The following is a 17,567-nucleotide window of genomic DNA, read 5'->3' on the forward strand; positions in this document are numbered from 1 at the left end:
TTGATGAAGCTCGCAGTAGTGGGTGGCGGGTCCACCTACACACCTGAACTGATCGACGGATTCGCACGGCTGCGGGACACCCTGCCGGTCGAGGAGCTGGTGCTCGTCGACCCGGCGGCCGACCGGCTCGAACTCGTCGGGGGCCTCGCGCGGCGGATCTTCGCCAAGCAGGGCCACCCCGGCCGGATCGTCACCACCACCGACATCGACGCGGGGGTGGCCGACGCCGACGCGGTGCTGCTCCAGCTCCGGGTGGGCGGCCAGGCCGCCCGTGCCAAGGACGAGGCATGGCCGCTGGAGTGCGGCTGCGTCGGCCAGGAGACCACCGGCGCCGGCGGCCTCGCCAAGGCCATGCGCACCGTCCCGGTCGTCCTGGACATCGCGGAGCGGGTCCGGCGCACCAACCCGAACGCGTGGATCATCGACTTCACCAACCCCGTCGGCATCGTGACCCGGGCGCTGCTCCAGGCCGGTCACAAGGCCGTCGGCCTGTGCAACGTGGCGATCGGCTTCCAGCGCAAGTTCGCAGCGCTGCTCGACGTGACCCCGGGTGAGGTGCACCTGGACCACGTCGGGCTGAACCACCTGACCTGGGAGACCGGGGTGCGCCTCGGCGGCCCCGGGGGCGAGAACGTGCTGCCCCGGCTGATCGCCGAGCACGGCGACGCGATCGCGGACGACCTGCACATGCCGAGGGCCATCGTGGACCGCCTCGGCGTCGTCCCCTCGTACTACCTGCGCTACTTCTACGCGCACGACGAGGTCGTGCGGGAGCTGGGCACCAAGCCCTCGCGGGCCGTCGAGGTCGCCGCGATGGAGAAGGAACTGCTCGCCATGTACGGCGATCCGGCGCTGGACGAGAAGCCCGCGCTGCTCGCCAAGCGCGGCGGCGCCTTCTACTCGGAGGCGGCCGTGGACCTGGCCGCCTCGCTGCTGGGCGGCGGCGGCTCCACCCACCAGGTGGTCAACACCCACAACAACGGGACGCTGCCGTTCCTGCCGGACGACGCGGTGATCGAGGTGCAGGCGAAGGTCGACGGTACGGGTGCGACGCCGCTCGCCGTGCCGGAGCTCGACCCGCTCTACGCCGGACTGATCGGCAATGTGACGGCGTACGAGGACCTCGCGCTGGAGGCCGCGCTGCGCGGGGGCCGCGACCGGGTGTTCAAGGCCCTGCTCGCGCACCCCCTGATCGGCCAGTTCGAGTACGCGGAAGCCCTCACGGACAAGCTGATCGCGCACAACCGGGAGCACCTCCCGTGGGCGTGAACGGTTCCGTCCTCGCGATCGACGCGGGGAACAGCAAGACCGATGTGGCACTGATCGGTGCGGACGGCACGGTGCTGTCCACGGCCCGCGGCGGCGGCTTCCAGCCGCCCGTGGTCGGCATCGGCACGGCCGTGGACGCGCTCGGCTCCGCGGTGGAACGGGCGCTGGCCTCGGCCGGCGTGGGGACGGAGAGCGTCGCACATGTGTCGGCCTGCCTCGCCAACGCCGATCTGCCGGTCGAGGAGGAGCAGCTGACCGAGGCCCTGGGCGAGCGCGGCTGGGGCCGCACGGTGGAGGTGCGCAACGACACCTTCGCGATCCTGCGGGCCGGGGTCGACGAGCCGCGCGGCGTGGCGGTGGTGTGCGGCGCGGGGATCAACTGCGTCGGCATGGTGCCGGACGGGCGCACCGCGCGCTTCCCCGCCATCGGCCGGATATCCGGTGACTGGGGCGGGGGTTCCGGGCTGGCGGAGGAGGCGCTGTGGTTCGCCTCGCGGGCGGAGGACGGCCGGGGTGAGCCGACCGAGCTGGCCCGTACGCTGCCCGGTCACTTCGGTCTCGGCTCGATGTACGCGCTGATCGAGGCGCTGCATCTGGGCCGGATCGCGTTCGAACGGCGGCACGAGCTGACGCCGGTGCTGTTCGCGACCGGCGCGGCCGGTGACCCGGTGGCGCGCGGTCTCGTGGACCGGCTGGCAGAGGAGGTCGTGGCGATGGCCTCGGTCGCCCTCTCCCGGCTCGGTCTGTTGGACGAGCGGGCCCCGGTGGTGCTGGGTGGCAGCGTGCTGGCCGCGCGCCATCCGCAGCTGGACGGCCGGATTTCCGAACTCCTCGCGGTGCGGGCCCCGAAGGCGGTGGTCCGGGTGGTCGAGGAGTCCCCGGTGCTGGGCGCGGGGCTGCTGGGCCTGGACCACACGAGTGCGGCGCCCGAGGTGCACGAGAGGCTGCGGGCGCAGTACGCCTGACGCGGTGTGACCTCGGAGGGCGGCAGGGGCGTCCCGTAGCATTCGTGCTTCGGGGCGCCCCTTCCGTAAGGGAACCGATCAGCCGCCCCGAACGTGTTCCTTGTTGGGGAGACCGGTACGACTTCGGGGGATTGCGCCGTCGATCGTCTTGATCGGCGGCGTCGGCCTTGATCGAATGCTGTTGACCGCGAATGCCTGCGGGTGTCCGCGTTCATGGACCGGTGCGGGATCCGGGCGTTCGTTGTATGGACGCCGTTCCCTGCGGCCATACTTCTGGCCGGGTACCAGTCCCCCGATCGGCCGGGGGGCGGGCCGCCGTCAGTGACCGAGGGGGAGGTCAAGTGACACACCCGCCGAACGTGCGGCCCGCGCCGCCGCGACGCGCGCCTGAGCAGGCGCCCGCGCCGGCTCCCGCAGCCGTGCCGCCGCAGCGCGGTGGCCGCGCGGTGGTCACGGAGCGGCTGCGTGCCGCGGCGACGACCGAACCGGGCCGGCTCCAGATCATCGGGGCGGTACTGGCCCTGCTCGTCGTCGCGTTCGGGGCCGTGACGGCGTTCGAGGTCTCCGGCCGGGCGGCCTCCGCAGACGACGTGGTGACACACAGTCAGCCGCTCAGCGCGGACGCCGCCGACATCTACAGCTCGCTGGCCGACGCCGACGCCGCCGCGGCGAGCGGCTTCCTGGCCGGGCCGCAGGAGCCGAGCCAGGTCCACGACAAGTACGTGGCTGATATCGACGAGGCCTCCCGGCTGCTGGTGAAGGCCGCGGCCAACACGGACTCCTCGACGGAGTCCGGCCACGAGATCACCACCCTCAACAAGGAACTCCCGCGCTACACCGGGCTGATCGAGCGGGCCCGCGCGAGCAACCGGCAGGGGCTGCCGCTGGGCGGCGCCTATCTCCGGTACGCGAACCAGAAGATGGCCAACGAGATGCTGCCGGCCGCCGAGCGGCTGTACGCGGCGGAGACCGGCCGGCTCGGCCAGGACTACGACTCCGCGCGCACCTGGCCGTTCTTCTCGCTCGGCATCGGTGTGATCGCGCTGATCGTGCTGTTCTGGGCGCAGCGGCGCAACTTCCACCGCACGAACCGGGTGCTCAACCACGGCCTGCTGGCCGCGACCGCGGCTTCGCTGGTGGTCCTGCTGTGGCTGGCGGTGGGGCATTCGGTGGCCCGCTCCGACCTGTCCGACGCCAACACCCGGGGGCAGCAGTCCCTGGACGTGCTCAACCGGGCGCGCATCGATTCGCTGAAGGCGCGCGCCAACGAGACCCTCACCGTGGTCGCCCGGGGTGCGGTGCTCACCGCGGACGGGAAGAACGACAAGTACGAGACCGACTACGGCACGGGCATGAAGGCACTCGTCGCGGAGCTGGACAGGGCCGCGAAGCTCGCCGAGGACACCCACGACACCGTGGGCAGCGAACCGGTGGCGAAGGCCGTCACGGGTGTCACCGAGTGGCAGAGCCGCCACCGGACCGCCCGCACTACCGACGACAGCGGCGACTACGACACCGCGCTGACCCAGATCATCGGGACGGCGGACTCGGCCAAGGGCTCGACCGGTGAGTCGTTCGACCGCGTGGACGACGCGCTGAAGCGGGCGCTCGCCCATGAGCAGGAAGAGTTCACCCGGGCCGCGAAGGACGGGCGCGGTGCGCTGGGCGGGCTGCCGATAGGCGCGGCGGCCCTCGCCGTGCTGGGCGCGGTCGCCGCGATCGTCGGGGTCAACCGCAGGCTCTCGGAGTTCCGGTGACAGGGGGAGCGATGACAGGGAAGGACGAGCCCAGGACGGGGCCCGCGGGCCCGCTGCGCAGGCTGCGCGGCTGGGGTGGTGTGACCGCCATGGCCGTGGCCTGCGCGCTGACGGCTGCGCTGACCCTGCTGCCGCTCTCCCACAGCGGCGGCGACGCCTTCGACGAGGGGGCCTCGGGACCGGGCGCGGCACGCGCCGTGCAGGCGCGGGCCGACGACTGCGCCGATCCGGACGCCAGCCTGCCGCCGTCCGTCTCCGGCGGCGCCGCCATCGACCGCATCAAGGCGCGCGGAAAGCTGATCGCGGGCGTCGACCAGAACAGCTTCCAGTGGGGGTACCGCAATCCGGAGTCCCGGGATCTCGAAGGATTCGACATCGATCTGGTGCGGGCCATCGCCAAGGACATCCTGGGCGACCCGGACGACGTGATCTTCCGGGCGATCCCCACCAACCAGCGCATCGCCGCCCTGGAGAACGACAAGGTCGACGTCGTCGTCCGGACGATGACGATCAACTGCGCCCGGCTCGACCAGGTCTCGTTCTCCACCGCCTACTTCCAGGCCGGGCAGCAGGTCCTGGCGCCCAAGGAATCCACGATCACCGGTTACAACTCCTCGCTGGCCGGCAAGCGGGTCTGCACCGCGGAGGGGTCCACGGCGTACGAGGCGCTGGAGAAGCAGTCGTTCGGCTCGGTGTTCAAGGACAAGCACGACGGCACCGACGCCGACGAGGACCTGCTCACCGTCCCCAACCAGCTGGACTGCCTGGTGCGGCTCCAGATGGGCGAGGTCGACGCGATCGTCACGGACAACGCCCTGGCGGCCGGCCAGGCCGCCCAGGACCCGGCCGTGGAGCTCAAGGGCGACAAGCCCTTCACCACCGAGTACTACGGCGTGGCCACTAAGAAGGGCGCGGACGACCTGGTGGCCCGGGTCAACCAGGTGCTGGTCGACTACCGGGCCGGCGGCAAGAACAGCCCCTGGATGCGGTCCTACCGCAACTGGCTGCAGGACGGTCTGCCCGGAATCACGGCACCGCCGGTGCCCAAGTACCGCAGCAACTAGGGCCTGGTCCTCGGATCAGGCGGAACCTGCCGGGCCCGTCCGGCAGGGAGAGCGGAGAGGTGATCGATGGGCGTCGCGGGCCCCTTCCCCAGCTACGCGGCCCGGCCCCCCGGCCCGGTCATGGACCGGGACGAGGCGGACCGTGCGCTGGCCCGGCTCGGCGCGGAGCACGAGGCGATCGAGACCTCGCTGCTCGCCCTCCAGGACCATGCCGGACGCCGGCTTCTGGAGGGCGCGGAGCTGACCGGTGTCACCAGGGAGCGCTGGAGCGTCACCGAGCAGTCGATCACGCTGCTGTGGAGCTATTTCGACGCCTACGCGGGGGTGCTGCACCAGGCCCGTGAGGTGCGGGCCCGGCGGCGCCACCCGAACCGGGACGACCTGACGGCCCTGACCGAACTGCTGCGCGGCGACGGCGTCACGGTGGCGCATGCCGCCGCCCGGCCCGATCCGTCGATCACCGGCCCGGCCCGGCTCTCCGAGCGGTTCACGCTGGCGGAGCTGGTCAACCGGATGAACGAGCTGTACGCCCGCTCGCTGGACATGGTCGTCGCCTCCGACTCCGTCTGGTCGGCGATGCCGGCCCGGATAGATCTGCTCGCCGCCGAACTGCGCCGCACCAGCTCGCTGGCGCACTCGGTCGGGGTGCGGCCGGGCGAGCACCCGTCGGGGGACGATCTGGAGTCGATCACCCAGGAGCTGACCACGCTGCGGGTGCAGGTGATCTCCGATCCGCTGGCGTTCTGGCTGCCGGGGCCCGGCAGTTCGGCGCCCGGCGGCGGACGCCCCGACACCACGCGCTACGACCGGGCGGCCCGTGCGCTGGACGAGGTGCGGCGGGAGATCGAGGCGGTGCTCGCGGTCCGGCAGGACGCCGAGCAGCGGCTGGTCCAGCTGCGCGACGTGCTCTCCCGGGCGGACCGCACACTGGCCGAGGCCCGCTCCGCGCGCGGCGAGGTGCTGGCCAAGATCGCCGCGTCCGAGGTGCCCGCGGTCAACGGCCCGCCCACCGCGCTCCAGGAGCGTCTCGCCGCCGCTTCCGAGTACCGCAGGCACGCGCAGTGGCACCGGCTCTCGCCGCTCCTGGAGACCCTGGAGCGGCAGGCGGAGGAGGAGTTGCTGCGGGCCAGGGAGCAGCTGACGGCGGTCACCGCCCCGCTGGCCGTGCGGGCGGAGCTGCGTGGCCGGCTGGACGCGTACAAGGCGAAGGTGGCCCGGCACGGACTGGCGGAGGACCCGGTCCTGATCGAGCGGTACGACGCGGCGCGCCGGATGCTGTGGAGCGCGCCCTGCGATCTGCGTGTCGCCGCCCAGGCGGTGCAGCGTTACCAGGACGCGGCGCTGGAACTGCTGGGGCAGCGGCGGGCGTCGGGACCAGAAGACCGGCGGGGCCAGTGAGGCCGCTGATGCCCGAGGGGCATCCGCCGGGCCGTCCGGGCCATGGTGGGGCAGGCCGGGGCGGGACGGGCAGTATCGGATCGACGTGGCCGCTGCGGCGGCGGGGCGAACAGGGGGAATGACCATGAGTACGCAGTGCCAGCGCCCCGCGTGCGAGGGCAGTTACGAGGACATGGGCGGCGGTGAGCTGTACTGCGACACCTGCGGTCTGGCTCCGGTCGTCTCCCCCACGGGGATGGTGAGTTCGCCGCCCACCGGTATCGCGGGCGGCGGGCGGGGCAGCTCCAGCTCCTCGGCACGCGGCAGTTCGCGGGCGTCGTCGAGGGCGTCCTCGCGTTCGTCGACGTCGCGGCGGTCGGTGTCGGGGCGGCTCTCGCGCGCGGTGTCCGCGAGCGGGTCCTCACGTTCGGTCTCGGTGCGCTCCTCCGGTTCCTCGACCGGTGTCTCCGGGCGGAACCGGCTCGGTGCCGGGCTGGTGCTCGTACCGGATGTGCCGCGTCCGGATCCGCGTACCGCCGTGATGGAGAACCCGGAGGTCCCCGAGCGCAAGCGGTTCTGTTCGCGTTCGGACTGCGGGGCGGCGGTGGGCCGGGCCAGGGGCGCGCAGCCGGGGCGTACGGAGGGTTTCTGCACCAAGTGCGGTCACCCGTACTCGTTCACGCCCAAGCTCCAGGACGGCGATGTCGTGCACGGCCAGTACGAGGTCGCGGGCTGTCTGGCGCACGGCGGGCTCGGCTGGGTCTACCTCGCGGTGGACCGGGCGGTCTCCGACCGCTGGGTGGTGCTCAAGGGCCTGCTCGACACCGGTGACCAGGACGCCATGGCGGCGGCCATCTCCGAGCGCCGGTTCCTCGCGGAGATCGAGCACTCCAACATCGTCCGCATCTACAACTTCGTCGAGCACCTCGACCAGCGCACCGGTTCGCTGGACGGCTACATAGTGATGGAGTACGTGGGCGGCAAGGCGCTCAAGGAGATCGCCAACGAGCGGCGTACCCCGGCCGGGAAGCGGGATCCGCTGCCGGTCGAGCAGGCGTGCGCGTTCGGCATCGAGGCGCTGGAGGCGCTGGGCCACCTGCACAGCCGCAACCTCCTGTACTGCGACTTCAAGGTCGACAACGCGATCCAGACCGAGGACCAGCTGAAGCTGATCGACATGGGCGCGGTCCGCCGGATGGACGACGACGAGTCGGCCATCTACGGCACGGTGGGGTACCAGGCGCCGGAGGTCGCGGAGGTCGGTCCGTCGGTCGCCTCCGACCTGTACACGGTCGCGCGGACGCTCGCGGTGCTCACCTTCGACTTCCAGGGCTACACGAACGTCTTCGTGGACTCGCTGCCGGACCCGGACAACATCGAGGTGTTCCGCTCGTACGAGTCGTTCTACCGGCTGCTGGTCCGGGCCACCGACCCCGATCCGGCCCGGCGGTTCGCCTCTGCCTCCGAGATGGCGGAGCAGCTGATGGGCGTGTTGCGGGAGGTGGTGTCGCTCCAGACGGGGCGCCCGCGTCCGGCGCTTTCGACGCTGTTCGGTGCGGAGATGAGGGTCACCGACACGGAGCTGTTCACCCGCATGACGGGCGAGGTCTCCCGCCTCGGGGCGCGGAGTGCGGCGACGCGCGGTTCCGGGCGCTTCGGCCGGCGCAAGGGCGCGGGGGCGCTCCCCCCGGCGCCGGGCGCGCCGACGCCGGCCGCGGTGGCACCGCCGGGCGGTGTCCCGGGCGCGCTGCCCGCCGGACCGCCTCCCGGGTACGCGGCGGGCGCCGGCCCGGTGTCCTCGCCCGCCACCCATGTCAGCGGCGCCGGGTACGCCGTCGCGCCCGCCCATCCGCAGCCGGCGGCCGCCGTGCCGGCCCCCAGGTCCCCGGCCGCGAACACCGGCGCCGAATCCTGGGCGTCCGGCCCGTACGGCACGGGCGGGCCCCGGCCGGCCGGGCTCGATGTGCGGGGCACCTCGCTGGCGCTGCCGGTCCCCCGGGTCGACGCGAACGACCCCAACGCGGGCTTCCTCGCCGGGATGATGGCGTCGGCGCCCGCCGAGCTGATCGCCGCGCTGCAGGCCGTACCGGCCGCTTCGCTGGAGACCAGGCTGCGCGAGCTGCGCGCCTCCCTGGAGATGAACGACCTGGGTGGAGCGCAGGAGACGCTGGCCACCCTTGAGCTGAAGCACCCGGACGACTGGCGGGTGGTCTGGTACCGGGGCATCACCTCCCTGGTGACCGGTGACAACGAGAACGCGGCGCTCTCCTTCGACGCGGTCTACGACGCGTTTCCCGGGGAGCCCGCGCCGAAGCTGGCCCTGGGCGTCTGCGCGGAGGTCCTGGGCCAGCTGGACAACGCCGCCGAGTACTACCGGCTGGTGTGGGCCACCGACCCGAGCTTCGTGAGCGCCGCGTTCGGCCTGGCCCGGGTGCAGATCGCCGCCGGGGACCGGGGCGGGGCCGTCGGATCGCTGGAGTCCGTGCCGGAGGCGTCGATCCACTACACGGCGGCCCGGGTCGCGGCGGTACGGGCCCGGCTGCGCGACCGGGCCCCGGAGGAGCCGCTGATCACCGATCTGCTGGCGGCCTCCGCCCAGGTCTCCGGGCTGGCCGGTCTCGGTCTGGACGCGGTGCGCCGGGAGCAGTTGTCGACCGAGGTGCTGGGGACGGCGCTCGACTGGGTACTCTCCGGTAGTCCTGCGGCCCATCCCCCGGCTCCGCCCGCGAGCGGCGGCGCGCAGGGGCCCGGGACACTGCTCGGGGCCGAGTTGACCGAGCGCGGCCTGCGGTTCGGGCTGGAGCGCTCGTACCGGATGCTCGCCCGGCTTGCGGAGCCCGGTGCCGAGAGGATCGAACTGGTGGAGCGGGCCAACCGCTTCCGCCCCCGAACGTGGGTGTGAAGATGTCGCAGAACGACCAGGAGACTGCCTTGTCGAGGTGTCCCGGCTGCCAGGAGCCGCTGGAGCCGGGGGATCTGTTCTGCGGTGCGTGCGGGTACGACCTGTCGTCCGTGCCCGAGCCGCCGCAGGACCACCCGACGATCGCGATGGGCACCCCGGTGGCGGCCGCCGCCGAGCCCGGTCCGGTCGCCGCGCCGGCGGCGTCCGGCGATTTCGAGCTGGCGGCGCCGGGGGCGGCCGCCGGGGGTGCGGCGGCGGGTGCGGGTGCGGCGGGTGCGGCGCCCGATCCCCGTGCCGTCGCGAAGCCCGCCCCGACGCCACCGGCCGGCACCAAGGTGTGCGTGGCCTGCCGGGCGGGCCATGTCGACCTCGACGGCTACTGCGAGAACTGCGGCCATGCCCAGCCCCGCGAGCGCGATCACATGGAGCAGGAGCTCGGCTCTGTCGCCGCGGTCACCGATCGCGGGCTGCGCCACCACCGCAACGAGGACTCCTTCGCGATCTCGACGACCGCGCTGCCCGACGGCACCCCGGCCGTGGTGGCGATCGTCTGCGACGGGGTGTCCTCCGCCAGCCGGCCCGACGAGGCGTCGGCCGCCGCGACGACCGCCGCCAACGAGTCGCTGCTGGAGTCGCTGCCGCGCGGAACGCATCCGCAGCAGGCGATGCACGAGGCGATCGTGGCGGCCGCCGAGTCGGTCAACCGGCTGGCCCAGGAGCCCGGCCGGGCCGGGGAGCGCGACCCGCACCGCCAGCAGAACGCCCCGGCGTGCACCCTGGTCGGCGCGATCATGGCCAACGGGCTGCTGATCGTCGGCTGGGTCGGTGACAGCCGGGTGTACTGGGTGCCGGAGGACCGGAGCAGTCCGCCGGCCCGGCTCACGGAGGACGATTCCTGGGCCGCGCAGATGGTCGCGGCCGGCCTGATGAGCGAGGCGGAGGCGTACGCGGACGAGCGGGCCCACGCCATCACCGGCTGGCTGGGCGCCGACTCCTACGAACTGGAGCCGCACACCGCCTCGTTCAAGCCGGACCGGCCGGGCACCGCGGTGATCTGCACGGACGGCCTGTGGAACTACGCGGAGTCCGCGGCCGAGATGTCCGCCGCGCTGCCCGAGGACGCGTACGAACGGCCGCTGCACGGCGCCCAGGTGCTGGTGGGTCACGCGCTCGACGGCGGGGGCCACGACAACGTAACAGTGGCACTGGTGCCGTTCGCCGTACCGGCGCAAGGGGCAGGATCCGCCCGGAGCGACGGTTGAGTCCTGTTCCGTCCGCCCCTTGCCCCTCCGACTGTCTTTGTCCGTAAATCTGTCTTCATCTGACACATGGAGCCTCAAGGAGCCGATCAGATGGCCAACTTCTCCAAGTCGAACGTGCCGCAGTTCTCCGTCGAGGTGTACCAGAACGAATTTCTGCCCGAGGGCGGCCGCGAGGTCAACGGGATCATCACCGTCACCTCGACCGGTGGCGGCACCACGGGCGGGGTTCCGCTGACGAGCGCCGCCCAGGCCTCCTCGCACCTGCCGGGACAGGCGCCGAGCGCCGCCGTGGTGATCATGGTGGACTGCTCGGGTTCGATGGACTACCCGCCCACCAAGATGCGCAACGCCCGCGACGCGACGGCGGCGGCCATCGACACCCTGCGCGACGGCACCTCCTTCGCCGTGATCGGCGGTACGCACGTCGCCAAGGAGGTCTATCCGGGCGGCGGACGGCTCGCCACGGCCGGTCCGCAGACCAGGGCCCAGGCGAAGGAGGCGCTGCGCCGGCTCAGCGCGGGCGGCGGTACGGCGATCGGGACGTGGCTGCGGCTGGCCGACCGGCTGCTGGGCGCCGCGGAGGTGAACATCCGGCACGGCATCCTGCTGACCGACGGACGCAACGAGCACGAGGCGCCGGAGGATCTGCGGGCCGCGCTCGACGCGTGTGCGGGCCGGTTCACCTGTGACGCCCGCGGGGTCGGCACCGACTGGGAGGTGAAAGAGGTCACAGCGATCGCCTCGGCGCTGCTCGGCACCGCCGACATCGTCGCCGATCCGGCGGGGCTGGCCGCGGACTTCACGCGGATGATGGAGAACGCGATGGGCAAGGAGGTCGCGGACGTCGCGCTGCGGCTCTGGACCCCGGTCGGCGTGGAGATCAAGTTCGTCAAGCAGGTCGCGCCGACGGTCGCCGAGCTGACCGACCGCCGCACGGAGGCGGGGCCGCGCGCCGGCGACTACCCCACCGGCTCCTGGGGCGACGAGTCCCGTGACTACCACGTGTGCGTGCAGGTACCGGAGGCCGGCATCGGTCAGGAGATGCTGGCGGCCCGGGTCTCGCTGATCCTCCCCGACCCGTCGGGCGGCGCGCCCCAGACCCTTTCGCAGGGGCTGGTACGGGCGGTGTGGACGGACGACATGGTGGCCTCGACGTCGATCAATCCGCAGGTCGCGCACTACACAGGTCAGGCGGAACTGGCACAAGTCATCCAGCAGGGGCTCGATGCCCGCAAGTCGGGAGACTTCGACGGCGCGACGGCCAAACTGGGGCGCGCGGTGCAGCTGGCGTCTGCGTCCGGGAACGCGGACACTGCGAAACTGCTTTCGAAGGTGGTAGACGTCGTCGACGCGGCGACAGGTACTGTGCGACTGAAGGCGAAGGTCGCGGAAGCGGACGAGATGACACTCGAAACGCGCTCCACGAAGACCGTCCGAGTCAAGAAGTAACCACACACCCGCACTGATGAGCCGCCCGGCCGGATGCGTCCGCCGGGCGGCGAAGCAAGAAAAATGACGGCCCCCTGGGCCGGACGAGGAGAGGGGGAAGCGCCGACATGCCGACCTGCCCGAACGGACACCAGTCGGGTTCCGAGGACTGGTGCGAGGTCTGCGGCCATCGCGTGGCCGGGGCCGCTGTCCCGCCGCCGCCTCCCCCGCCGCCCGCGCCCGGCTACGGATACCCGCAGAGCCCCGGCCCGGACGCGACCGCCCAGGCCGACATCTGCCCGCAGTGCCGCACCCCGAGGGAGGCGATGGCGCCGTTCTGCGAGGAGTGCCGCTGGAACTTCCTCACGAACACCGCGACCTCGTACACCCCGCTGGCCCCGCAGCACGGCGGACCGAGCGGACCGCCCGGCCCCGGCCCCGGCCCCGGGATCAGCCCGCCCCAGGGCTTCCCCGGCCAGCAGCCGCCCCCACCGCCGCAGCCCCGTGACCCGTTCGAGTACCAGGGTTCGCGCCCCTCGCAGGTGAACCGGCCCGCCGAACCGCTCTCCTCCGGTCCGGGTCAGCCCGGCCCGGGTCAGCCCGGCCCCGGCCGGCCGCCGTTCCCGGGGCAGCACGGGCAGCAGGGCCCGCCGCCTCCGCCGCCGTTCCAGCAGGGCCCGGGTCAGGGCCCGCAGGGACAGCACGGCCAGCAGAACCAACCGGGCTTCCCGCAGGGGCAGCAGGGCTTTCCGCCGGGAGAGCAGGGGTTCCCGCAGGGGCAGCAGCACGCCCAGCAGCAGGGTTCCTCGCAGGGCTCGCCGCCGCCGCCCTCGTTCCAGCAGCAGAGTGCCGCTCCCGCGTTCCAGCAGACGGCTCCCCCGGTCTTCGACCCGCCCGCCCCGCCGCCCCCGCCGCAGGCCGAGCGGCCCGGCGACGACGACTGGATGCTGTCGCCGCCCGCGCAGCCCCAGGCGCCGCAGCAGCCGATGCAGCAGCAGCCCTACCCCGGGCAGAACCAGGGCCCCGGGCAGAACCAGGGTCCCGGCATGGGCCAGGGCCCCGGCATGGGCCAGGACCAGGGGCCGGGGCAGGTACCCGGTCAGGGCCAGGGACCGGACCAGGCGTCCACGAGCTGGGCGGCCGTCGTCGCACCGGACCGTGACTACTTCCTGGCGATGATGCAGCGCAGCGGCCCCGAGGCCACCGGGCTCAACCTGCCCGCGTACTCCCCGGAGCAGCACCTTCCGCTGACCGGCAGCCAGATCACCATCGGCCGCCGCCGGCACAGCACGGGCGAGTCACCCGACATCGACCTGTCCGTGCCCCCGGAGGACCCGGGTGTCTCGCACCAGCACGCGGTGCTGGTGCAGCAGCCGGACAACAGCTGGGCCGTGGTCGACCAGAACTCCACCAACGGCACCACGCTCAACGGCGCGGAGGACCCGATCCAGCCGTACGTCCCCGTTCCGCTCCAGGACGGCGATCAGGTGCACGTCGGGGCGTGGACGACGATCACGATCCGCCGGGGCTGACGTCCCGATGATCACGAACGGCCGGTGAGGGTGCTCCTCACCGGCCGTTCGTGATCATCGGGATCCACCCGGGCCCCTGTCCCCCGTCGCGGCGTCTGCGACGATGGACAGGTGACTGAGAACCCGCGCGACACGGTGCAGGAGCTGACCTTCTACGAGCTGGTCGGCGGCGAGGAGACCTTCCGGCGCCTGGTCCACCGCTTCTACGAGGGCGTGGCCGGGGACCCGCTGCTGCGGCCGATGTACCCGGAGGAGGATCTGGGCCCGGCGGAGGAGCGGTTCACGCTGTTCCTGATCCAGTACTGGGGCGGCCCGCGCACCTACAGTGACCAGCGCGGACACCCCCGGCTGCGGATGCGGCACGTGCCGTTCCGGGTGGACCGGGCCGCGCACGACGCCTGGCTGAGCCATATGCGGGTGGCGCTCGACGAGCTCGGGCTGGCCCCGGAGCACGAGCGGCAGCTGTGGGACTACCTCACCTACGCGGCCGCCTCGATGGTGAACACCGAGGGCTGAGTCCCGTCCGGGACGTTTCGGGACGTGTGCGGAATCCGGTACTCCGCCGCCGGATAACGGTCACGATCCCATCAAGGTGTGGCCATGGGCGGTATACCGAGGCAGCTCCACTCTGAAAGCATCCATGCAACGCCGGGGGGCGTGTTCATGAGATGAGGGTGGGGCAGGGTGACGGGGTTCGTTCTACTGCGGGTGAGGGCGCACCGGCTCCTCCTCGCGGCCGCCGTGCTGGCCGTGCTGCTCACCACCTCCGTCCTGGCCGCGCTCACCGCCTTCTCCGGCTCCATCGGCGACGCGGCGCTGCGCCACACCCTCACCCACCGCTCCGCCGCCGACGCGTCCCTCCTCATATCGGCGCAGGTCGCGCCCGAGCAGCGGGAAGCCGTCGACGCCTCGGCGCGCAAGGCCGCCCGCACCACGTTCGACGGCCTGCCGGTGACGGTACGGAAGCTGGAGGCGTCGGGCCCGTACGCGCTGCCGCGCGGTCTCCAGACCCCGGCCGCCCGCCGCGGCGACCCCGATCTCACCCACTTCGCCTCGCTCGACCTCAGCCGCGTCCGGCTCACCGGGGGCCGGATGCCCTCGGCCGGGGCGGGGAAGCCCGGAGAGCCGGTCCAGGTCGCGCTGCCGGGCACCGCAGCCGAGGCCCTCGGGCTGAAGCCGGGCGCCCGGCTGACGCTCACCGATCGGATCGGCGGCAAGCGGCAGCGGATCCTCGTCACCGGTCTCTACGAGGCCGCGGACCAGGCCGATCCGTACTGGCAGCTGGATCCGGCCGGCGGGCGCGGTGTCCGCCGGGTCGTCTTCACGACGTACGGGCCGCTGCTCACCGATCCCGCGGTGCTCGGCTCGGGCCGGACCAGTTCCGGCGAGGTCTCCTATCTGGCGTCGGCCGACTTCCGTACCCTCACCACGGACCGGATGGCCGCGCTCCGCGATGCGGCGACCGAGGGTCCCAAGCAGCTGCTGGCCGCACCCGAGCTCAAGAGCGGGGCGAGCGCACGGACCCAGCTGCCCACCGTTCTCGACCAGATCGACCGGGGGCTGCTCGTCTCCCGCTCGACGCTGATGATCGTGGCCGTGCAGCTGGTGCTGCTGGCCGGTTACACGCTGCTGCTGGTGGCCCGGCTGCTGAGCAGTGAGCGCGGCGGCGAGACGGAACTGCTGCGGGCGCGCGGCGGATCGCGCGCCCGGATCACCTCGTTCGCCGCGATCGAGGCGCTGCTGCTCGCGCTGCCCGCCGCCGTCGTCGCCCCGCTGCTCAGCGACCCGCTGACCCGGCTGCTGGCCGACCGGGGTGAGCTGTCCCGGATCGGGCTGCGGCTCGGCGGTGCCCCCACCGGCACCGTCTGGCTGGTGGCGGCCGTAACCGCGCTGGCCTGCGCGCTCGCCGTGGTGGCGCCCGCGCTCGCCGCGAGCGCCGGCGGACGCCGCTCCACCCGCGCCGCCGCCCTGCCCGCGCCGGTGCGCGCGGGGGCGGACGTCGGGCTGCTGGCGGTCGCGGGGGTGGCGTACTGGCAGCTCGACCGGCAGACCGGGGGCGCGGGCAGCGGTGCGCTCAGCGACGACCGGTCGGGCGGCCTCGGCATCGATCCGCTGCTGGTCGTGGCGCCGGCCCTGGCCCTGCTCGCGGGCACCGTGGTGACGCTGCGGCTGCTGCCGCCCGCGGCCAGGCTCGCGGAGCGGTGGGCGGCCGGCGGCCGGGGACTGGTCACGGCGCTGGCCGGCTGGCAGTTCAGCCGCCGGCCGTTGCGCGGCGCGGGTCCGGTGCTGCTGCTGGTGCTGTCGGTCGCGATGGGCATGCTGGCGATCGGCCAGAGCGCCTCCTGGGACCGTTCGCAGCGGGACCAGGCCGACTTCAGGTCCGGCGCCCCGGTCCGGGTGCTGGGCGGCGTCAACGCGGACCCGGCGCGCTCGGGCGCGTACGCGCGGCTGGCGGGGGTACGGCAGGCGGCGCCCGCGTTCCGTACGTCGGTGGAGCTCTCCGGCGGCCGCACGGCCGAGGTGCTGGCCCTGGACACCGCGCACGCCGACGAGCGGATGCTGATGCGCGACGACCTCGCCGACGGGGCCACGGGCCGCCTGTTCGACTCCCTCGCACCGCCCAGCACCGCACGCGCGGGGCTGCCGCTGCCGCCCGGCAGCACCCGGCTCCGCCTCGATCTGCGCATAGCGTCCGGGCCGAAGCCGGGGAGCACCCCGCGTTCCGGCACGAGTCCGGTGGTCACCGTGCTGCTGGAGGACCGTTACGGCATCCCGTACCGGGTGGTCGCCGGTTCCGTACCGGTGGACGGGAAGGCGCATCCGCTCTCGCTGAAGGTGGACCCGGCCGGTGAGCTCTCGGTGACCGGGTTCGAGCTGGACAGCGCCCAGCCGGTCGGGCGGGGCGAACAGCACCGGCTCACCGTGAGCGGGCTGCGGACCGTGACCGGGGGCGGCGCCGAACGGCCGGTCCCGGTCCCCGCCGGATTCCGCTGGCAAGCGGCCCAGAGCACCGACGCGCTCGGGGAGGTCCAGCCGGGTCCCGCGCTGCATCCGGCCGGTTCGGCCGCGCAGCCGCTCACCCTCGACTACCCGACCGGTTCCGTCACGGCCGAGGAAGCGGTGCCGGCCCTCAATGTGCGGATCACCGCAGCGCGCCCCCGGGCGGCCACGCTGAACGGTGTGGCCACGGACGCCTATTTGAAAGCCTCCGGTGCCAGGACCGGCCAGAGCGTGGACGTGACGCTGGCCGGTGAGACGGTCCGGGTGAAGATCGTGCGGACCGTCCACGCGCTCCCGACGACCGGTCCGGGCTCCACCGCCTCCCTGTCCGCCACCTCCTTGTCCTCCGGGCAGACCCGAGCCGACCGGGACGGCGGCGCGCTGCTCCTCGACCTCCGGGCCGTCAGCCAGGTCTTCGCGGAGCGCCCGAACGCCGTGCTCACCGCTTCCGAGTGGTGGCTGAGCACCGCTCCCGGCCGGAGCGGCGAGGTGGCGGCCGCGCTCCGGGCCCGGCCCGACACCGACCCGGCGCAGGTCCAGGTACGGGACGAGGCCGCGGACGAGCTGGTGAGCGATCCGCTGGGGGCGGGCCCGCAGTCGGCCCTGCTGGCGGTGGCGGTGGTGGCGGCGGCGCTGGCCGGGGTCGGCTTCGCGGTCACGGCGGTCGGCTCGCGGCGCGAGCGGTCCGCGGAGTTCGCGGTCCTGCGGGCGCTGGGGGCGCCACGTCGGCGGCTGGCCCGCATGATCGCCGCCGAACAGGGCGTGCTGATCGCCATCGGGCTGCTGGTGGGGGCGGTCCTCGGGGCCCTGCTGACCCGGGCGGTGGTGCCGCTCGTCGTGCTGACCGGACAGGCCGCCCGGCCCGTACCGGACGTCTCTGTGCAACTGCCCGCCGGACAGGTCGTGGTGCTGCTCGCCGCCTTCGCCGCCCTGCCGCTGCTGATCGTCGCGCTCCTCGCGCTCCGGCGCACGGACCCGGCGGTCTCGCTGCGCCACCAGGGGGACAACTGA

General features: G+C 73.4%; 12 protein-coding genes. 11 read left to right on the forward strand and 1 reads right to left on the reverse strand.

Features of this window, described 5'->3' with window-relative positions:
• Nucleotides 1-3: 3 nt before the first annotated feature.
• The 5 genes from ACZ601_RS08075 (at nucleotide 4) to ACZ601_RS08095 (ending at nucleotide 6,453) form a co-directional block, all read left to right on the forward strand.
• Nucleotides 4-1,269: a 6-phospho-beta-glucosidase gene (locus tag ACZ601_RS08075; RefSeq protein ID WP_469534468.1), complete on the forward strand. Its 1,266-nt coding sequence runs from the start codon at nucleotides 4-6 to the stop codon at nucleotides 1,267-1,269.
• Nucleotides 1,260-2,234, forward strand: coding sequence for an N-acetylglucosamine kinase (locus tag ACZ601_RS08080; protein ID WP_469534471.1), 975 nt, complete (start codon nucleotides 1,260-1,262; stop codon nucleotides 2,232-2,234). The genes ACZ601_RS08075 and ACZ601_RS08080 overlap by 10 nt, the downstream gene beginning before the upstream one ends.
• Before the next feature lie 341 nt (nucleotides 2,235-2,575).
• A complete protein-coding gene (locus tag ACZ601_RS08085; protein WP_469534474.1) occupies nucleotides 2,576-3,991 on the forward strand; it encodes a hypothetical protein in 1,416 nt (471 codons plus the stop codon).
• Nucleotides 3,992-4,002: 11 nt separating this feature from the next.
• Complete coding sequence (locus ACZ601_RS08090) at nucleotides 4,003-5,055, forward strand: glutamate ABC transporter substrate-binding protein (protein ID WP_440576725.1); 1,053 nt, start codon at nucleotides 4,003-4,005, stop codon at nucleotides 5,053-5,055.
• Nucleotides 5,056-5,121: 66 nt separating this feature from the next.
• On the forward strand, nucleotides 5,122-6,453 hold the full coding sequence (locus ACZ601_RS08095; protein WP_073738983.1) for a coiled-coil domain-containing protein: 1,332 nt from the start codon (nucleotides 5,122-5,124) through the stop codon (nucleotides 6,451-6,453).
• A gap of 162 nt (nucleotides 6,454-6,615) precedes the next feature.
• Here ACZ601_RS08095 and ACZ601_RS08100 read toward each other — a convergent pair whose 3' ends face one another.
• Nucleotides 6,616-7,002 (reverse strand): hypothetical protein, encoded by a 387-nt coding sequence (locus ACZ601_RS08100; protein WP_440576730.1) that lies wholly within the window; start codon nucleotides 7,000-7,002, stop codon nucleotides 6,616-6,618.
• On the opposite strand from ACZ601_RS08100, the gene ACZ601_RS08105 reads away from it, so the two are divergent.
• The 6 genes from ACZ601_RS08105 (at nucleotide 6,929) to ACZ601_RS08130 (ending at nucleotide 17,567) form a co-directional block, all read left to right on the forward strand.
• Nucleotides 6,929-9,334, forward strand: coding sequence for a serine/threonine-protein kinase (locus ACZ601_RS08105; protein ID WP_469535270.1), 2,406 nt, complete (start codon nucleotides 6,929-6,931; stop codon nucleotides 9,332-9,334). The genes ACZ601_RS08100 and ACZ601_RS08105 overlap by 74 nt on opposite strands.
• The gene (locus tag ACZ601_RS08110) at nucleotides 9,331-10,596 is read left to right on the forward strand and encodes a PP2C family serine/threonine-protein phosphatase (RefSeq protein ID WP_469534478.1); all 1,266 of its coding nucleotides are present in this window, start codon (nucleotides 9,331-9,333) and stop codon (nucleotides 10,594-10,596) included. The genes ACZ601_RS08105 and ACZ601_RS08110 overlap by 4 nt, the downstream gene beginning before the upstream one ends.
• Nucleotides 10,597-10,686: 90 nt before the next feature.
• Nucleotides 10,687-12,045: a vWA domain-containing protein gene (locus ACZ601_RS08115; RefSeq protein WP_469534481.1), complete on the forward strand. Its 1,359-nt coding sequence runs from the start codon at nucleotides 10,687-10,689 to the stop codon at nucleotides 12,043-12,045.
• Between the two features lie 107 nt (nucleotides 12,046-12,152).
• A complete protein-coding gene (locus tag ACZ601_RS08120) occupies nucleotides 12,153-13,556 on the forward strand; it encodes an FHA domain-containing protein (protein ID WP_469534484.1) in 1,404 nt (467 codons plus the stop codon).
• A gap of 111 nt (nucleotides 13,557-13,667) precedes the next feature.
• Complete coding sequence (locus ACZ601_RS08125) at nucleotides 13,668-14,072, forward strand: globin (RefSeq protein ID WP_073738979.1); 405 nt, start codon at nucleotides 13,668-13,670, stop codon at nucleotides 14,070-14,072.
• A 168-nt stretch (nucleotides 14,073-14,240) separates the two neighbouring features.
• Nucleotides 14,241-17,567, forward strand: a complete 3,327-nt coding sequence (locus tag ACZ601_RS08130; RefSeq protein WP_469534488.1) for an FtsX-like permease family protein — start codon at nucleotides 14,241-14,243, stop codon at nucleotides 17,565-17,567.

The sequence above is a fragment of the Streptomyces sp. NPDC104307 genome, from assembly GCF_055584045.1.

Coding starts and splice junctions, on each gene's coding strand:
- ACZ601_RS08075 (WP_469534468.1), top strand. CDS start 4: ATGAAGCTCGCAGTAGTGGGTGGCGGGTCCACCTACACACCTGAACTG.
- ACZ601_RS08090 (WP_440576725.1), top strand. CDS start 4,003: ATGACAGGGAAGGACGAGCCCAGGACGGGGCCCGCGGGCCCGCTGCGC.
- ACZ601_RS08095 (WP_073738983.1), top strand. CDS start 5,122: ATGGGCGTCGCGGGCCCCTTCCCCAGCTACGCGGCCCGGCCCCCCGGC.
- ACZ601_RS08115 (WP_469534481.1), top strand. CDS start 10,687: ATGGCCAACTTCTCCAAGTCGAACGTGCCGCAGTTCTCCGTCGAGGTG.
- ACZ601_RS08120 (WP_469534484.1), top strand. CDS start 12,153: ATGCCGACCTGCCCGAACGGACACCAGTCGGGTTCCGAGGACTGGTGC.